Source organism: Photorhabdus africana, assembly GCF_035181445.1.
GTDB classification, from domain to species: domain Bacteria; phylum Pseudomonadota; class Gammaproteobacteria; order Enterobacterales; family Enterobacteriaceae; genus Photorhabdus; species Photorhabdus laumondii.
This window is the reverse complement of record NZ_JAXBVE010000005.1, coordinates 141,455-160,389: the sequence shown is the minus strand read 5'-3', so window position 1 is coordinate 160,389 and position 18,935 is coordinate 141,455. Positions and strand designations below refer to the sequence as shown.

The following is an 18,935-nucleotide window of genomic DNA, read 5'->3' as shown; positions in this document are numbered from 1 at the left end:
CCATCAGTACGAGGGCTTTTTACTATGTTATAGTAAGCCGTATTCCAGTTAGTTCCTGCATCCGAGTACACCATGTATATGATGTACTTAATGGTGTACTGAGAATGTCAAAATAATCTAAAAAGTATAGCAATGCACCAAAGTAAAGAAATTGAAAAAACGTTTAAATTCAGCGAGAAAGATAAAGAAACGGTTAAATATAGCCTTAACCGTTTCTCCGTTGCCCCAATGTTGGACTGGACAGATCGTCACTGCCGTTATTTCCATCGTTTATTAAGTCAGCAAACGCTGTTATATACCGAAATGGTGACAACCGGTGCGATTATTCATGGTAAAGGCGATTATCTGGCATACAGCGAACAAGAACATCCGATAGCATTACAACTGGGTGGCAGTGATCCGCAGGCGTTGGCACATTGTGCGAAGATTGCTCAGGAACGGGGCTATGACGAAATTAACCTAAACGTCGGCTGCCCTTCTGACCGGGTACAAAACGGTCGTTTTGGTGCTTGTCTGATGGGGGAAGCTGAACTGGTCGCTGATTGCGTTAAAGCCATGCAGGATGTGGTTAATGTGCCAGTGACAGTTAAAACCCGTATCGGTATTGATGAACAGGACAGTTACCAATTCCTATGTGATTTTATTGATATTGTTGTGCAGCGCAGTGGCTGCAATATATTTACCATTCATGCCCGTAAAGCGTGGCTTTCTGGTTTGAGTCCAAAAGAGAACCGTGAAATTCCACCGCTGGATTACCCACGAGTTTATCAATTGAAACAGGATTTTCCTCAATTAACGATTGCTATTAATGGCGGTATTAAATCGTTGGAAGAAGCGAAACAGCATCTACAATATGTAGATGGCATTATGATTGGGCGTGAGGCTTATCAGAACCCGTCTATTCTGGCACAGGTTGATCATGAATTATTTGATGCTTCAATGCCGGTAGTTAATACCGTTGCGGTGGTCAAAGCACTTTATCCTTATATAGAGCAAGAGCTATCAAAAGGAACATATTTGGGGCATATTACCCGCCATATTTTAGGTATTTTTCAAGGGATTCCAGGGGCACGTCAGTGGCGTCGTCATCTTAGTGAGAATGCCCACAAACCGGGCGCAGATATTTCTGTTGTGGAACAGGCGTTAGCTATGGTGACTGAGCGGATGTAATATCCGCTCATCTTACCGTTAAGGGATCAGTAAACTTGATCCTTGCGTTGCCCGACTTTCCAGAATCTGATGTGCCCTTGTCGCTTCACTTAGCGAGAACTTCTGATGTTCTGGTACGTCCACATTAATTTTGCCGCTGGCAATCAGATCAAATAATTCTTTGCTTGCCTCATCCAACTCTTCACGTGTTGAAATATAGCCAGCGATAGAAGGGCGGGTAACAAACAGTGATCCTTTCTGATTTAAAATCCCCAAATCGACACCGGTAACTGGCCCGGATGCATTGCCAAAGCTCACCATTAACCCGTGGCGTTTCAGGCAATCCAGTGAGTCCAGCCAAGTCGATTTACCAACAGAATCATAAACTACACCGACTTTTTCACCGTTGGTGATTTCATAAATTCGTTCGACAATATTTTCACGGTTATAGTTAATGACCTGCCATGCACCGGCATCTTTAGCGCGTTGTGCTTTCTCATCAGAGCCGACTGTTCCAATCAGTTTTGCACCCAGAGCTTTTGCCCATTGGCAGGCAATTAGCCCAACACCACCGGCAGCGGCATGAAACAAAAAGGGTTCGCCTGACTGGATTTTGTAGGTACGACGCAGAAGATAATAGACTGTCAGCCCTTTCAGAAAAGAAGCCGCCGCTTGTTCGAAGGAGATGGTATCTGGCAGAACAGCGACTTTGCTTTCCGCAACATTATGTATTTCACTGTAAGCGCCTAAAGTTGATTGCGCATAAACTACACGGTCACCCACTTTTATGGTAGTCACAGCGGAACCCACTTTGGTGACTATTCCAGCAGCCTCAGTACCCAGGCCGCTTGGTAATTGTGCAGGTGGGTATAACCCGCTACGAATATAAGTGTCGATGTAATTGATTCCAATCGCTCTATTTTCTACTTGTACTTCATCGTTAGCAGGAGCTCTGGGGATGAATTCACAATATTGGAGAATTTCAGGGCCGCCAACAGAGGAAAATTCGATATGTTTTGCCATGACTCAACCTCATCAATGTAAGGGGAATGTGTGTACGTAGTCGTTGAACTCATTGTGAACAGGCTTTAGTGTGCTAGAAATAATTACAAACTATATATAATTACTCAAGGCACTTCATAGCGTATACTCATGTGCTGTTGCAGATTTATCAGTAGATTATTGCGGGATTCATGGCGGGAAAAAAATCAACTCACAACAAAATGGCTGAACCGAAAGATCGCCAAATGGAAGGGCTGAAACTTCCGCCACACTCTTTGGAAGCAGAGCAGTCTGTGTTAGGTGGTTTAATGTTAGATAACGAACGTTGGGATAATGTTTCCGAACGTGTTACTAGCAATGATTTTTTCAGCCGTCCACATCGGCGCATTTTTGCTGAAATGCAGCGGTTGCTGGAGATGGGTAACCCCATCGACCTGATTACATTATCGGAATCCCTTGAGCAGAGTGGAGAGCTGAATAATGTAGGGGGTTTTGCTTATCTGGCTGAATTATCTAAAAACACGCCAAGTGCAGCTAACATTAATGCTTATGCGGATATTGTCCGCGAACGTGCTGTTGTCCGCGAGATGATCGCTGTCGCAAACGAAATTGCAGATGCAGGTTATGATCCTCAAGGCAGGAGCAGCGAAGAATTGTTGGATCTGGCCGAATCTCGGGTGTTCCAGATCGCTGAAAATCGAGCCAGTAAAGATGAAGGGCCGAAAGGAATAGAACAGATCCTTGAAGAAACCGTCGAGCGGATTGAGCAACTCTATCAACGCCCTCATGATGGTGTAACCGGTGTTTCAACCGGTTATCAGGATCTGGATAAGAAAACCGCCGGCTTACAAAAATCAGATTTGATCATTGTGGCTGCTCGCCCTTCTATGGGTAAAACCACGTTTGCCATGAACCTGTGTGAAAACGCAGCCATGATGCAGGACAAGCCGGTTTTGATCTTTAGTCTTGAGATGCCCGGCAACCAGATCATGATGCGTATGCTGGCATCCCTTTCACGGGTGGATCAAACCCGTATCCGTACCGGTCAGCTTGATGATGAAGATTGGGCGCGGATCTCCAGTACGATGGGGTTATTGCTGGAAAAACGCAATATGTATATTGATGACTCCTCTGGGCTGACACCTACCGAAGTCCGTTCCCGCGCTCGGCGCGTCTTCCGTGAAAATGGTGGATTGAGCCTGATCATGATCGACTACCTGCAATTAATGCGGGTTCCGGCCTTATCCGATAATCGTACTTTGGAAATTGCGGAGATTTCCCGTTCACTAAAAGCCTTGGCTAAAGAGCTTCAAGTGCCGGTGGTTGCACTTTCTCAGCTCAACCGTAGCCTTGAACAACGGGCAGATAAGCGCCCAGTTAACTCTGACTTACGTGAATCCGGCTCTATTGAGCAGGATGCCGACCTCATTATGTTTATCTATCGTGACGAGGTTTACCATGAGAATAGCGACATGAAAGGTGTGGCTGAAATTATTCTTGGTAAGCAGCGTAACGGTCCAATCGGTACAGTTCGCTTGACGTTTAATGGTCAATGGTCGCGGTTTGATAACTATGCCGGGCCAAGTTATGACGACGAATAAGTATTCACTACCAAAGAATCAATAAATTTAAGGAATAGAATGAAAGCGGCAACCGCAGTTATTGACCGCCGCGCTCTGCGACATAACTTGCAACGGGTAAGGGAACTCGCCCCGAAAAGTAATCTGATTGCAGTTGTGAAAGCAAACGCTTATGGCCACGGTTTACTGGAGACAGCACATACGCTGGACGACGCCGATTGTTTCGGTGTAGCGCGAATTGGTGAAGCATTGACGTTGCGTCATGGTGGTATCGTCAAACCGATTCTGTTATTGGAAGGATGCTTTGATGCGGCTGACCTGCCAGTACTGGTTGCTAACCATATTGAAACTGTGGTTCACAGTGTTGAACAGTTGGAAGCACTAGAACAAGCTAAGTTATCTCATCCGGTAAAAGTATGGATGAAACTGGATAGCGGGATGCATCGTTTAGGTGTAAGGCCGGAAGATGCGGAAGAATTTTATCAACGGCTAAGTCGTTGTAAAAATGTACAGCAGCCTGTCAATATTGTCAGCCATTTTGGCCGGGCTGATGAACCAACGGTAGACACCACTTGCCAGCAGATAGCCTGTTTTCAGGCTTTCTGTGCGGACAAACCGGGAGAAAAATCCATTGATGCATCGGGAGGCATCCTGTTGTGGCCGGAAGTCCATCAAGATTGGGTGCGTCCTGGGCTGATGATGTATGGTGTATCGCCATTATCTGATAAAACGGCCGTGGATTTTAACCTGATCCCAGCGATGACTTTAAAGTCGAGCTTAATCGCTGTTCGTAAGCATAAAGCTGGCGAGTCGGTTGGTTATGGTGGGACTTGGGTCAGTGAACGTGATACTTGTCTTGGCGTTGTGGCTATTGGTTATGGTGATGGTTATCCACGCAGTGCGCCTTCGGGAACACCAATATATATTAATGGTCGTGAAGTGCCGATTGCTGGCCGGGTCTCAATGGATATGATCTCTGTTGATTTGGGGCCAGATGCGACAGATAAAGTGGGTGATGAAGTGGTGCTCTGGGGAGATGTGCTGCCGGTGGAACGGATTGCTGGATGTACTGGTATCATTACTTATGAGCTGGTGACCAAACTCACTTCCAGAGTGGTGATGGAATACTTGGACGAATAATGTTGTAGATTATATTGTTTATTAAATAACTAACTGATAAGGAGTAGAGCCTGATGTTCCAGAATGTTGATGCTTATGCTGGTGATCCTATTCTTTCGCTGGCTGAAGAATTTAAAAAAGATCCTCGTGCGGAAAAAATTAATCTGAGCATTGGGCTGTATTACGATGAGCAGGGTGTGACTCCTCAATTGCAGGCGGTGGCTACCGCAGAAGAACAACTTAGAGCGTTGTCACAGACTGCTTCTCTTTATCTGCCAATGGAGGGATTGGAATCCTATCGTCTTGCGGTTCAGGAACTGTTATTTGGTAAAGATCATCCGGTGTTGAAACAACGGATAGTGGCAACGATTCAATCATTAGGCGGTTCTGGCGCTCTTAAAATCGGTGCTGACTTTTTGCATCGCTATTTCCCTGATTCAGAAGTGTGGTGCAGTGATCCAACTTGGGAAAACCACGCAGCTATTTTTGCGGGGGCTGGTATTAAGGTGAACTATTACCCTTATTTTGATACACAGACTAAAGGGGTAAAATTCAGTGAAATGCTGGAAACATTCAGGAAACTGCCGGCAAAAAGCATTATTGTGATGCACCCTTGTTGCCATAACCCAACCGGATCGGATCTGACCTATGATCAATGGGATCAGGTTGTTCAAATTGTTAAAGAGAGAGAACTTCTGCCATTCCTTGATATTGCTTATCAGGGGCTTGCGGATGGTATGGAAAAAGATGCTTATGCCATTCGTGCTATGGCGACAGCCGGTTTGCCTTGTCTGGTGAGCAACTCTTTCTCCAAGATATTTTCTATGTATGGTGAGCGTGTGGGTGGCTTGTCTGTCATTTGTGATGATGAACAGACCAAAGAGCGGGTATTGGGGCAGTTGAAAGCAGGTGTGCGTCGCGTTTACTCTAGCCCACCGAATTTTGGTGCACAGGTTGTGGCGAAAGTACTGACTGATCCTGCTTTGAAGGCACAATGGTTGACAGAAGTTGAACATATGCGCTTGCGTATTTTGGAAATGCGCACGGTGCTGGTGGATGCTCTGAAAACTGCATTACCAGAGAAAAACTTTGAGTATTTTCTGAAACAGCGCGGGATGTTTAGCTATACCGGTTTTAGCCAGAAACAGGTGGATCGTTTGCGCCAAGAATTGGCTGTTTATCTGGTCGGTAATGGCCGAGTCTGTATGGCGGGTGTCAACCATCGTAATGTTGCACGTATTGCTGAAACATTTGCGGCGGTAAATAAGTCATAAATTTTAATGTAAATGATTTGCTATCGATGATAATGATCGACAATTTTGTAAGATAGCAGTACACCCTTCTTAAGAAGCGCACCATAATCCGGTGCGCTTGTTTTTTATTTAATAAATTGATTTATAACGTTTTTTGTCCTGTTTTTTTCTACCTGCAATTATTGGTTAAACTATTAACTAGTATCGCTAATATTAAATGGCGTTTACTATTTTATAAATAATGTTAATCATTTTCACTTGAGATAAATTTGTTTTTGCTCTAATTTTCTGTCTGCATATACAGTGATTCTGTGTGTTTTTTATTTTAGATAGTATAGGAGAATACGATGAGTGAGGGAGATAGAAAGGACTATGACCGTAATAATATGCAGACAACAGAGAGTGTAAGTAGTAAAGGAGAAGATGAAGATGTTCTAGCCAATCATGACACCATGACTGTGACGTCAAGCCCTAAGTCTGATCCAGGATGGGGAGGTGGTGGTGGAAACTCAGGAAATAATGAACGGATTGATCGTACAGGAAAAAATAATGGGGTAAATCTATCCTTGTTTCCGGAGGCGCAGGCATCAGCGGCTATCGGTGCTCAGCCGATGAACATTGCTTTAATTGATGGGCTGTGGGGATTTACATTATTCCAAAAGCAGATAACTGGCACTGTGAGTTCAATATTAGCACGATTGGCAAGTGTTGCATTGGACGCTGCACCCTATGCAGGACGTTTTGCTGGTGTGGCAGTAGGAGCTATGTGGCCGAAGAGTTTAGACGTACCTGAAGATGCAAAGTTTAAGGCAGAACGGCAGAGGATGATTATTCAGGCAATGCAAGCCAGTCAGGTTACAAAAATGCCAGTATCTAAGCTAGCTACAATGTCCAGTGTAGTCACTGATATTCAAGTACAGGATGTCATTGAGAAAGATAAGCAGACATTGGCAATTGTTAGAACATCGACTAAAGCTGTGAATGTGCCTGTAGTTAAAGCGGAAAAAACTAGACGACAGAATGTTTTTACCGCAAAAGTGGTTCCGGGTATGCCTCCAGTGCATATCAGAATAAGTGATCCTCCAAGAAGAAATATATTTAGTAGAAAAGAGGTGACACCTGTAGCTAATGTGCCAGTCACATCATATACACCCACGCCGGTTAAAAATACGGTAGATGCAATTGTCCATTTTCCAGCGGGGTCAAATGCAGAACCGGTGTATGTTTCGGTGACGACAGTATTGAGTACGGCGGAAGCTAAAAAACAGGCGGCAGAGGCGAAGCAGCAACAAGAAAAGTGGGAGAAAGCACATCCTGTTGAAGCAGCGGAGCGGCGGTTTTATGAAGCAGAACAAGTATTCAAACCGCTTGATAAAATTTATCAGGAAAAGCTAAAGGTATTAAATCAGGTAAAAAATACGCCGGAAGGTAAAGCGCTGGCAGATCCTGTAAAAAATCCTCTTGTTTATACAAAGGATATTGAGATAGATGGGAAGAAACTTAAAGTAGAGATAAAAACGGATAACAAAAAAGGTTTGGATATTCTTTTAAAAGAAGGCGTAAAAGCATACATGCTTGCTATGACGCGTTCAGATTTTGAGAAATTGCAGGGTATTAAAGATCCTAAAGAAGCTCAAGTACAAACGAGTGCAGCGCTTTTAAAAGCGATATACTATGAACGTTTTGGTCGTCGGCTGTTAGACGCTTGGAAGAAAATAAATCCAGTGCAAAGGGAATTTAACATTGCAATGGAAAACCGTAAAAAAGCGGAACAAGCAAAAAGTGAGGCAGAAAAGAACCTAGATAAGGCCAGAAAGGAAGATAAAGACAGGAAAAGTAAAATAACTAAAGAGTATGGACATCGTTATCATGATGCTCCAGAAACGGAAGATATTAAAGGATTTAGTGATTTAAAGGAAACTCGTCCCAAAACACCACGGCAAGGAGGGGGAGGGCTAAGAAAGCGCTGGATCGGAGAAAAAGGCCGCAAGATTTATGAATGGGACTATCAAGAAGGTGAATTGGAAGGTTATAGAGCCAGTGATGGGCAGCACATCGGTTCTTTTGATCCCAATACGGGGAAACCATTAAAATCAGCTAATCCAAAACGAAACATAAAGAAATATTTGTGAGGTAGAAAAATGGGATTAAAGTTAAGACTTGAGTGGTTTGATAAAAAAACAGACTATCTTGTAGGGAAAGAAAACTCAAAGGATTTTGATGATGATGGTTCTATTATTGAAAAACTGGGTTTAGAGATTGATAAGACAATTAATCAAGGAGTTTTTGAGGTACGAGATGGATGGACTCAAGTTATTCAGCCTTATTTTGTTCATCATATTGACTTGAAAAAATATGATTATTTTGTTGGATTTGCTTACCGAGATAAATGGTAGTTATTTGTTCTGACTTAAACCTTACTAACGTAAGATGTCCAAAAAATCAGATAGATGCTAAGAGCTGAGTTCTATATTTCACAGAACTCAGTTCTTTTAGTTTATTTTAATTTCGCGAAAGGAGCAATTGGGATATTAACAGATGATTATCAAGATAATAGAATGCTAGATAAATTAGGCTGTAACTATATCAATTCATTAATTAACTATAAATGAGAGGTTAATATATGCAGAGAACAATTCATCGTGTTAATATACAGATGTAAATTACAGACTCGATAATCAAGCTTTGGTGAATTTAGCACTTTGCCGAAAATATTATCATCTGAGTGGGAGGCAGCTCTTGTTATTTATTGTGAAATAAATCAATTTTTCATGAAACATGTTTCAGATGGTGAAAAATAATTCTCACCATTTCAAGGTATATCCAAACATTTGTTAGCTTTCGATAAGGGTTTACTTAGATCTTTGTTTTATTGAATTTATTTCTAACATAGAACACTGATCGATTATTAATATGTAGGAAAAAATATTTTCCAGCAGGATTTAACTTGATGGTTATCACATAAAATGGGGCTGATAATCCAGTCATAGACTCTTACGATCGTTCTCCCAACTTTGTTGTAAAATAAAAAATCCCACTTTACTATTTTTCCTTTAACACATAAAACAAACGCGTGTTTAAGAACAAACAAGTGTCCAAAAATGACGAATAGGGAAAAACAAATATTGCAGCTTCTGAGACGAGATCCATTAATTCCACAGCAGGAAATTGCCGATATTTTAGGAATAAGTCGCTCCGGTGTTGCTGGTCATATTATGAATTTAATGAATAAGGGATATATAAAAGGAAAAGGTTATATTTTATCTGATCACAATTATGTGGTGGCGGTTGGTTCTATTAATATGGATGTTTACGGTTATTCATCGAATAAACTCATTTATCAAGATTCTAACCCAGGAAAAATAAAATGCACCCCCGGTGGTGTAGGCAGAAATATTGCCCAAAATATCGCGTTATTAGGTAAAGAATGTCATCTTATTTCTGTTGTTGGTGATGATTTCTATGGTAGTACTTTACTGGATCAGGCCAGATGTGCAGGTGTTAATATTGACTACTGCTATAAGCTTTATGGTGAAAATACCTCGACATATGTCTCCTTATTAGATGACGGTGGGGAGATGTTGGTTGCCATTAATGACATGCATATTTTGGAAAAATTGACACCATCATTGTTAGCGAATCATTATGATCTTATTAAACATGCCGGCGTACTGGTTATTGATTGCAATTTATCTGAAGAGGCTTTGGTTTGGCTGTTGACTAATGCCGGAACAGTGCCGGTATTTGTGGATACAGTATCTGCATTTAAAGCACCTAAGATTAAAAACTGGCTTTCCTATATTCACACCTTAAAACCTAATTGTCTGGAGGCGGAAGCACTGAGTGGAATGAAAATCACTCAACCTACCGATGTTCCGGCAGTGGCGCGGTGGTTTCACGATCAAGGTGTGCAGCGGTTAGTGCTCAGCATGGGCGTAGAGGGTGTCTACTTTAGTGAAAGCGATGGTGTGGCAGGCTGGTCACTTCCTATCAGTATCAAGATTGTCAATGTAACAGGTGCCGGAGATGCCATGATGGCTGGATTGGTGAACTGCTGGCTAGAAAATATGACGCTGGCAGAAAGTGTTCGCTTTGCTCAAGGGTGTTCCGCGCTCACGCTCTCCTGTGAATTGACCAACAATCCAAATCTGTCAAATGGCAGTGTCCAAAAACTGTTGGAAGTATAATCATGAAAAATCATGCTATTAGCAATAAATATTTGGATATTTCCCCGGAAGTTACAGAGGCTTTAGAGAATCACCGACCGGTTGTGGCGTTAGAATCGACCATTATTGCTCATGGAATGCCTTACCCGCAAAATGTAAAGACTGCGCTACAAGTTGAGCAGAAAATCAGGGAAAATGGTGCTGTTCCTGCAACCATTGCTGTTATCAATGGGATGATGAAAGCAGGTCTGTCGCATGAAGAAATAGCGTTTTTGGCTAGAGAAGGTAACAAGATAACTAAAGTCAGCCGTCGTGATTTACCCTTTGTTATCGCGGCTGGAAAAAATGGCGCGACGACGGTTGCTTCTACCATGATTATTGCGGCAATGGCCGGGATTAGAATCTTCGCTACCGGCGGTATTGGCGGTGTGCACCGTGGGGCGGAACAGACTTTTGATATTTCTGCCGATTTACAGGAATTAGCGAAAACCAGTGTTGCGGTAGTCTGTGCTGGTGCTAAATCCATTTTGGATCTTGGCTTGACAACAGAATATCTTGAAACTCACGGTGTGCCACTGATTGGCTATCAGACTCACGCTTTACCGGCGTTTTTCTGTCGTACCAGTCCATTCTCCGTCAATATTCGTCTGGATTCCCCAGAACAGATAGCTCAGGCGATGGCAGTAAAATGGGATACTGGATTACAGGGCGGTTTGGTAGTTGCTAATCCGATTCCTGAGCCATACGCCATGCCGGAAGCGGCGATCAATGCTGCTATCGAGCAGGCAGTACGCGAATCCATAGAACAGAGAGTAAATGGAAAAGCGTGTACGCCGTTTTTGTTAGCTAGAGTGGCTGAGTTAACTGGGGGTGATAGCTTGTCTGCCAATATTCAGTTAGTGCTCAATAACGCTGAACTGGCAGCGAAAATTGCCTGTTGTTATTGGGAAAGCAGTCGTTACAGAAAACAGAGAACAGGAAACAGAACACAGGAAAAAGGGGCTTAAATTGCCCCTGTTTGCCGATTATGCTTCTTTCTTCAATATAGGTTTCAAGAAACGTGCGGTATGTGATTTTTCGCATTCCGCGACTTCTTCTGGGGTACCAGAAATCAGAACCTCACCGCCACCGCTACCGCCTTCTGGGCCAAGATCCACGATCCAGTCAGCGGTTTTAATCACATCAAGGTTATGTTCAATAACCACAATGGTATTCCCTTGATCGCGTAACTGATGCAGAACCGTTAATAGCTGCTGAATATCAGCAAAATGCAAACCTGTTGTTGGCTCATCAAGAATATATAACGTCTGCCCAGTTCCGCGTTTGGATAGTTCACGCGCCAGTTTTACTCGCTGCGCTTCACCGCCTGATAACGTGGTTGCTGATTGGCCCAGACGGATGTAAGAAAGTCCAACGTCCATGAGGGTTTGCAGTTTACGGGCTAGAGCAGGAACCGCATCAAAGAATTCACGCGCTTCTTCGATCGTCATATTCAAGACTTCGTTGATATTCTTGCCCTTATATTTGACCTCCAGTGTTTCACGGTTATAACGCTTACTTTTGCACTGATCACAAGGGACATAAATATCAGGCAAGAAGTGCATTTCTACCTTAATAACACCATCACCTTGGCAAGCTTCACAGCGTCCACCTTTAACGTTAAAACTGAATCGTCCAGGTGTATAACCACGGGTGCGTGATTCAGGTACGCCAGCGAACAATTCACGGACTGGTGTAAATACGCCGGTATAAGTTGCTGGGTTAGAGCGGGGAGTTCGGCCAATCGGGCTCTGGTCAATATCAATCACTTTATCGAAATGCTCTAGCCCTTGAATATCAATATAAGGTGCAGGGGTGATATTGGTCGCGCCATTTAACTGGCGTTGGGCAATCGGGAACAGCGTATCATTGATTAGCGTTGATTTACCGGAGCCAGAAACTCCGGTAATACAAGTAAATAACCCCACTGGCAGATTGAACGTCACATTTTTCAGGTTATTACCTTTCGCTCCGATCAGTTTCAGCACCTTTTTCGGATCTGCCGAGATACGCTTCTCTGGGATGGCAATTTCACGTTCCCCACTTAGGAATTGACCTGTTAGTGAATCTTTGCTCACCATAATATCTTTAACTGAGCCTTCCGCGACGATTTCACCGCCATGTACACCTGCACCGGGGCCGATATCAATGATATGGTCGGCAGCCCGGATGGCATCCTCATCATGCTCAACCACAATCACGGTATTTCCCAGATTGCGCAAGTGGATTAGTGTTTCCAGCAGGCGTTCATTATCCCGCTGATGCAACCCGATAGAAGGTTCATCAAGTACATACATCACTCCCACTAAACCCGCACCAATCTGGCTGGCAAGGCGGATACGTTGAGCTTCGCCACCGGACAGAGTTTCGGCAGAACGGGAGAGCGTCAGATAATTCAGACCAACATTCACTAGGAATTTCAGACGGTCGTGGATCTCTTTCAGTACTTTTTCAGCAATTTGCGCACGTTGACCGCTGAGTTTAATGTTTTGGAAAAAATCCATCGCATGGCCGATACTGAAATCTGAGATCTCTGGCAGGGTGGTATTCTCAATAAATACGTAACGGGCTTCTTTACGTAAGCGAGTTCCGTGGCAGGAAATACATGAACGATTACTAATATATTTCGCCAGTTCCTCCCGAACGGCGGTGGATTCCGTCTCTTTATAACGGCGTTCCATATTATGCAGTACACCTTCGAACGGATGGTTACGCACTGTGGTATCGCCACGGTCATTGGTGTATTTAAATTCGATGGATTGTTTACCGGAGCCGTACAACACCACTTTCTGAATATTGGCGCTGAGGGAATTGAAGGGGGCTTCGATATCGAATTTATAATGCTCTGCCAATGAACGTAGCATCTGGAAATAGTAGAAATTACGGCGATCCCAACCACGAATTGCACCGCCGGCAAGGGAGATATCACCATTTTGAATGACTCTATCAGGATCAAAAAATTGCTGAATGCCCAAACCATCACAAGTCGGGCAAGCACCGGCTGGGTTGTTAAAAGAGAATAGACGCGGTTCCAACTCACTCATGCTGTAGCCACATGCAGGACACGCGAAGTTAGCAGAGAAAATCAGCTCTTCGGCGGTATTATCATCGATATTGGCGACAATAGCGGTACCGCCTGAAAGTTCCAGCGCTGTTTCAAAAGATTCAGCGAGACGTTGTGCCAGATCGGCCCGAACTTTAAAGCGATCAATAACCACTTCAATGGTGTGTTTTTTCTGTAATTCTAATTTCGGTGGATCAGATAGATCACAGACTTCACCATCAATGCGTGCGCGGATATAACCTTGTGCTGCCAGATTATCCAACAACTTAGTATGCTCACCTTTTCGCTCTTTCACGATCGGTGCCAGCAACATCAGACGATGACCTTCTGGTAGTGTTAGCACATTATCTACCATCTGACTAACAGTCTGTGCGGTTAATGGAATATCGTGATCTGGGCAACGAGGTTCACCTACGCGGGCAAACAACAAACGTAGATAATCATGAATTTCAGTAATTGTCCCCACGGTTGAGCGTGGATTATGGGAAGTCGATTTCTGCTCAATAGAAATGGCCGGGGATAATCCTTCAATATGGTCAACATCGGGTTTCTCCATCAGTGACAGAAACTGGCGCGCATAAGCTGAAAGCGATTCCACATAACGGCGCTGCCCTTCGGCATAAAGCGTATCAAATGCCAGAGAAGACTTACCAGAACCGGACAAGCCTGTGATAACGATCAGCTTGTCTCGGGGAATTATCAGATTGATATTTTTGAGATTGTGGGTACGTGCGCCCCGAACTTCGATGTTATCCATGAACCATTTCCCGGATTATTCATACGTGCATATACCCGTTATCTTTCAAGTTGCCTCTTTGTTGGCTGCACTTGCTCACCCCGGTCACATAGTTTGCTATGCTCCCGGGGATTCACTCCCTTGCCGCCGCGATGCATCTTGAAATCCATAGGGTATATAATAATAAGTGAGTTATTATTACACAGAGTTGACTGATTAGATATACAGTATTTAAGTGAAATAATGTAATAAGTACAGTATGAAGTACGGTGAGCTTCGCAAAGTCTGCTTTAAAGCGGCTGCGTTTCATTTTTAGCGTCGCATGTTAAACTGCGTTGCTTATAATTGTAGAAATTCATTTCATCAGGAGTATTACCAATGGCCAGCAGAGGCATAAACAAAGTTATTTTAATCGGTAATCTGGGTCAGGACCCAGAAGTCCGCTATATGCCAAACGGCGGTGCAGTGACTAACATTACTCTGGCGACTTCTGAAAGCTGGCGCGATAAACAGACCGGTGAGATGAAAGAGAAGACTGAATGGCACCGGGTTGTTTTGTTTGGCAAACTAGCGGAAGTTGCGGGTGAATACCTGCGTAAAGGTTCACAGGTTTATATTGAAGGCTCTCTGCAAACCCGTAAATGGCAGGATCAGAGCGGTCAAGAGCGTTACACCACGGAAGTAGTGGTAAACATGGGCGGAACCATGCAAATGTTGGGTGGTCGTGCTGGTGGTGGTAGTTTCCAGGATAGCCAACAATCACAAGGCGGAGGTTGGGGACAGCCACAGCAGCCACAACCACAGCAACAATCTCAGCAGTTCAGCGGTGGTGGCGCTCCTTCGCGTCCAGCTCAACCTTCTGCTCCACAAAGCAATGAGCCACCAATGGATTTTGATGATGACATTCCGTTTTGAGTTCTGGATTTTTCTTTTTAAAACAAATGGTTATCATGTTGCTTTGTGATAATCATAGGCTGTTGGAGTACCTATTGCGAGCCTGACTAATCCTTACCCAGTAATGGGTTTGAACCTCGAAAGAGGAAGGGAAGTGCATCAGGTCAGGAAGAGGCTGGTTGCGGGGAAATAATTTACTTTGCGCCAGCCACTTTTGTTTTACATAAACAGATGCTCTTTTACCACAAAGTGAAGTTAATTTTTAATGAGGTCGCTGCCACAATTTGGGATCGCGAGGCGTTGTTATTGCCACCCGAGACATAAGCGCCTTCATTGCGCCGGCCATTAATAAGCTAACCTTCTCTCCACGATTAGTTCTTTGTCTGCATTCCCAGGCCCGTACTCCTGCTTGTTGCACTTTAATGCCGATTTCACGATAGATACCATGAGCAGAAGCGATGACCCAGGCTGAACGCAAAGGTAAACCAACAAGCCCTGTCAGAGCGGAGGTATAATAAGATTCCGCTTCTACAATCAATCGGGATGCCACCCGAGCTAGCGCAGGACGGTTTTCGGTATAAATAAGTGTGTCTGGCATTAGCCCTTCTTGGTGAAGCCATTCTAGCGGAAGATAGCAACGCCCGGCCTTCGCATCCTCAATAATATCCCGAGCAATGTTAGTTAACTGAAAAGCAATTCCTAGATCGCAGGCCCGATCCAGCACACTCGCCTCGCGAACCCCCATAACCCTTGCCATCATCAGCCCAACCACTCCCGCGACATGGTAGCAATATCTCAGAGTATCATCCAACGTTCTGTAAGGCTCACAGAGTACATCCATTGCGAATCCTTCCAGATGTTCGAAGGCCTGTTGCTGAGGGATTTCATTACTCAGAGCGACTGTCTGAAAGGCTGCAAAAGCAGGTTCGGTCATCGGCAATCCGTCATAAGCCTGCTTTGTCAGGTATTGCAGCATTTGAAGTTTCTCGCGAGCGCTATACTTATCAACACTGCTTATTTGTCTCCCCAGCTCTTGCCCGTCTATTATATCATCACAATAACGGCACCAGGCGTACAGCATCATTGTGTTGTGTCGTGTTGCTGTATCGAAAAGTCGGGTGACACTGGCAAAACTTTTTGAGCCTTGCTCCATTATCTGAGTAATGTGTTTAAGTAGCGCGGAATTCATCTAGCGATATCCTCTAACATCAATGTGGCTGTGGCTTTTGCTGATCCAATCACGCCGGGAATACCTGCTCCAGGATGCGTGCCTGCGCCGACGAGGTACAGATTATCAATGCGGCTGTCCCGATTGTGTGGTCGGAACCAAGCGCTTTGTGTCAGCAACGGTTCAAAGGAGAAGGCCGAACCTAGATGGGCATTGAGTTGGTCACGAAAATCAAATGGGGTAAAAATACGATGAACGACTAACTGCTTGAGCAGACCGGGCATATAGTACTTTTCCAGATACGCGAAAATACGGTCACGTAAGCGTGGCCCCTCTATATCCCAGTTGAAATTAGCTGTCCCCAGATGTGGTACAGGGGCCAGAACGTAGTAACTTGCGCATCCTTGGGGAGCAAGGGATGGGTCAGTAACAGAGGGGGCATGGAGATAGAGTGAAAAATCCTCCGCCAGTCGGTCATGATAAAAAATATCTTCGATGAGTTCCTTATAGCGTGGACCAAAGCAAACTGTATGGTGGGCTAATTGCGCATGGTGATGGTTCAGACCGAAATAAAGCACGAACAGTGAGTTGCTCATTCGTTTACGCACCAGTGTTCGGGCGCGGGCTATTCCGACCGGATGCTGACCCAACAGGTGCTGATAGGTATGAATAACATCGGCATTTGAGGCCACAACGTCACATGTCATATTTCGTCCATCAGTTAATTGGACACCTGTGACCCGATTGTCATGGGTGGTGAAGCGTTTTACCTTTGCATTAAGCTCAATTTCTCCACCAATGTCAGTAAACAATTTCACCATAGCCTCAACCAGAGCGCTGGTTCCTCCACGCGGAAACCAGACTCCCCATTCTCGTTCCAGTGCGTGGATCAAAGTATAGATAGAAGATGCAGCAAAGGGGTTACCTCCTATCAGTAGCGTGTGAAATGAAAATGCCTGGCGCAGGCTTTCATCCTTGATAAAGCGTGCCACCTGACTATAAACACTACGCCATGCGTGTAGACGTATCAACTGTGGAGCCGCATTCAACATGTCGCGAAAAGAGAGGAAGGGTACCGTTCCAAGTTTCAGGTAGCCTTCATTAAAGGCCTCCCGGGAATAGTCCAGAAAGCGTCGATACCCGTTAACATCTCTTGGATTGAACGTATGGATTTGTGCTTCCAGATGTTGCTGATCATTGTCGTAATCAAACATCTTCCCCGACTCCCAACAGAGCCGATAAAAAGGGCGTACGGGAAGTAAATCGACGTAATCAGCCATACGTTTACCAGCCTGGGTAAACAATTCTTCAATGACATTGGGCGCGGTGATTACGGTGGGGCCGGCATCAAAGGTGAACCCCTGTTCCTTATAAACATAAGCGCGTCCACCTGGTTTATCCCGTTGCTCCAAAATACATGTCGGAATCCCCGCAGACTGGAGCCTTATTGCCAGTGCCAGCCCACCAAAACCAGCACCAATGACCAGTGCTTTAATCATAATAAAAACCCTTAAGCTTCTTGTGTTGTTTAAACATTGCCTTTAGAGCACCTTTTATCGGTACTGGTGGTTTACCTATGAGAATCCGGGCCTTATCGACGGAATTAAGTTGCTCTGCATAAAAACGCGCAATCAGATCTGGGGAAAGTTGATAGAAACGTTGCATTACCTGCCAACGTTGTTGTGGATCCCCAGCTAGGAAGAGCATGCGATTTAGAAGACGGAAAAAGCGCTGGTGTTGCCACTGCTGTCGTGCGTAATCCCTGAGGGTAATGAATAAGGAGGTATCGGTAAGCTCCGGCAGAGCAACAATACGATCTGCCAACCGAATGGCGTGTGGCAGAGAGTAGCCTGTTGTGGGGTGAAACAAAGCTGCACGCAATCCACAGGTGGGCTGTCCTGCGAGTTGTGCCCAGAAAGAGGTAAAATCTCCCGTAAGTGTAATTGGAAGACAACCGCTCTCTTCTCGAATGAGTTTACCCAGTTTCCAGCCATGCTTTTTCGCGTACTCTGCGATAGTTGCCTTCGACAAGGCCTTATCAGGTGGCCCCCGATCAACGTAATGAGTGTCCTCTATCAGCAGACGAGTTGAGGAGAACGGCAGGACATAGATAAATCGATAACCTGTATCCTGCCCCACACTGGTATCCATTAAAATCGGGTGGGTTAAAGAGTGCGACTCTTCCAGCTCCCATTCCTGACCAAAAAATGCCTGGGTGCCACTCCCTATAAATGGCCCTGGTCGCCAGCCTCTCCCATCAATGACGGCGCCGGCACTTAGAGACGAGCCGTCCTGTAAGTAAACTTTCTGTGGAGTCAGCTCCTGTACCAATAAACGAGTCTGTATACGCTTGCCCAAATACGCATGGAGTATGTTTGCAAAGTGTTGGGATGTGACACTGAAATATGAATGTGGCAATGTGCGTTGAAATGCTGGAAAAATGACGTCGTAACCTGACCAGCGATAGGTAATCAGCGGCGCTATCCACTCATGTTCCGCCTCAGTAAGATCATGTTGATGAAATGACCACGTGTGATTGCCTCCTATTGTTTCTGTGTTTTCAATAAGCAACACTCGCAGATGTGGTTTACACTGCTGGAAACGCATTGCGATCAGTCCGTTGGCCAATCCTCCTCCCACCAAAATCAGATCCCAGTCGTACATCATTTTGTTGATCCTCCGACAATCACAAAGTTATTAACTTCATTAAGAGTCATACACATCACGGAAATTCGTGTTTGTTGAAAGAGATTAAAGATATTCAG

The 18,935-nt window shown here is 44.6% G+C and carries 14 protein-coding genes; 9 read left to right on the top strand and 5 right to left on the bottom strand.

Annotated elements, in window-relative coordinates; translation table 11 throughout:
- Window positions 1–132: 132 nt before the first annotated feature.
- Window positions 133–1,170, top strand: coding sequence for a tRNA dihydrouridine(20/20a) synthase DusA (gene dusA, locus SLS51_RS04695; protein ID WP_323836010.1), 1,038 nt, complete (start codon window positions 133–135; stop codon window positions 1,168–1,170).
- Between the two features lie 18 nt (window positions 1,171–1,188).
- On the opposite strand, the gene SLS51_RS04690 is transcribed toward dusA, so the two are convergent.
- Window positions 1,189–2,172, bottom strand: coding sequence for a quinone oxidoreductase (locus SLS51_RS04690; RefSeq protein ID WP_323836008.1), 984 nt, complete (start codon window positions 2,170–2,172; stop codon window positions 1,189–1,191).
- Window positions 2,173–2,342: 170 nt separating this feature from the next.
- On the opposite strand from SLS51_RS04690, the gene dnaB reads away from it, so the two are divergent.
- The 7 genes from dnaB (at window position 2,343) to SLS51_RS04655 (ending at window position 11,276) form a co-directional block, all read left to right on the top strand.
- The gene (dnaB, locus tag SLS51_RS04685; RefSeq protein ID WP_323836006.1) at window positions 2,343–3,752 is read left to right on the top strand and encodes a replicative DNA helicase; all 1,410 of its coding nucleotides are present in this window, start codon (window positions 2,343–2,345) and stop codon (window positions 3,750–3,752) included.
- 39 nt (window positions 3,753–3,791) lie between these two features.
- Window positions 3,792–4,871, top strand: a complete 1,080-nt coding sequence (alr, locus tag SLS51_RS04680) for an alanine racemase (RefSeq protein ID WP_323836004.1) — start codon at window positions 3,792–3,794, stop codon at window positions 4,869–4,871.
- A gap of 53 nt (window positions 4,872–4,924) precedes the next feature.
- Window positions 4,925–6,124: an amino acid aminotransferase gene (locus SLS51_RS04675; protein ID WP_323836002.1), complete on the top strand. Its 1,200-nt coding sequence runs from the start codon at window positions 4,925–4,927 to the stop codon at window positions 6,122–6,124.
- Between the two features lie 326 nt (window positions 6,125–6,450).
- A complete protein-coding gene (locus tag SLS51_RS04670) occupies window positions 6,451–8,235 on the top strand; it encodes a colicin-like bacteriocin tRNase domain-containing protein (RefSeq protein WP_323836000.1) in 1,785 nt (594 codons plus the stop codon).
- A gap of 9 nt (window positions 8,236–8,244) precedes the next feature.
- Complete coding sequence (locus SLS51_RS04665; protein WP_225813026.1) at window positions 8,245–8,499, top strand: colicin E3-like toxin immunity protein; 255 nt, start codon at window positions 8,245–8,247, stop codon at window positions 8,497–8,499.
- A gap of 705 nt (window positions 8,500–9,204) precedes the next feature.
- Entirely contained in the window at window positions 9,205–10,290 is a 1,086-nt protein-coding gene (locus SLS51_RS04660; RefSeq protein WP_323835998.1) for a PfkB family carbohydrate kinase, read from the top strand.
- Window positions 10,291–10,292: 2 nt separating this feature from the next.
- The gene (locus SLS51_RS04655) at window positions 10,293–11,276 is read left to right on the top strand and encodes a pseudouridine-5'-phosphate glycosidase (protein ID WP_323835996.1); all 984 of its coding nucleotides are present in this window, start codon (window positions 10,293–10,295) and stop codon (window positions 11,274–11,276) included.
- 18 nt (window positions 11,277–11,294) lie between these two features.
- Here the strand turns inward: SLS51_RS04655 and uvrA are convergent, their stop codons facing one another.
- On the bottom strand, window positions 11,295–14,129 hold the full coding sequence (gene uvrA / locus SLS51_RS04650; RefSeq protein ID WP_323835994.1) for an excinuclease ABC subunit UvrA: 2,835 nt from the start codon (window positions 14,127–14,129) through the stop codon (window positions 11,295–11,297).
- A gap of 357 nt (window positions 14,130–14,486) precedes the next feature.
- Between uvrA and SLS51_RS04645 the strand changes: the two genes are divergently transcribed.
- Window positions 14,487–15,023: a single-stranded DNA-binding protein gene (locus SLS51_RS04645; protein ID WP_323835992.1), complete on the top strand. Its 537-nt coding sequence runs from the start codon at window positions 14,487–14,489 to the stop codon at window positions 15,021–15,023.
- A gap of 241 nt (window positions 15,024–15,264) precedes the next feature.
- Here the strand turns inward: SLS51_RS04645 and crtB are convergent, their stop codons facing one another.
- From crtB to crtY, 3 genes are read right to left on the bottom strand one after another with little or no spacing between them, the layout of a single operon-like run.
- Entirely contained in the window at window positions 15,265–16,191 is a 927-nt protein-coding gene (gene crtB, locus SLS51_RS04640; protein ID WP_323835990.1) for a 15-cis-phytoene synthase CrtB, read from the bottom strand.
- Entirely contained in the window at window positions 16,188–17,669 is a 1,482-nt protein-coding gene (locus SLS51_RS04635) for a phytoene desaturase (protein ID WP_323835988.1), read from the bottom strand. The genes crtB and SLS51_RS04635 overlap by 4 nt, the downstream gene beginning before the upstream one ends.
- Window positions 17,662–18,837, bottom strand: coding sequence for a lycopene beta-cyclase CrtY (gene crtY, locus SLS51_RS04630; protein ID WP_323835986.1), 1,176 nt, complete (start codon window positions 18,835–18,837; stop codon window positions 17,662–17,664). The genes SLS51_RS04635 and crtY overlap by 8 nt, the downstream gene beginning before the upstream one ends.
- Window positions 18,838–18,935: the final 98 nt, after the last annotated feature.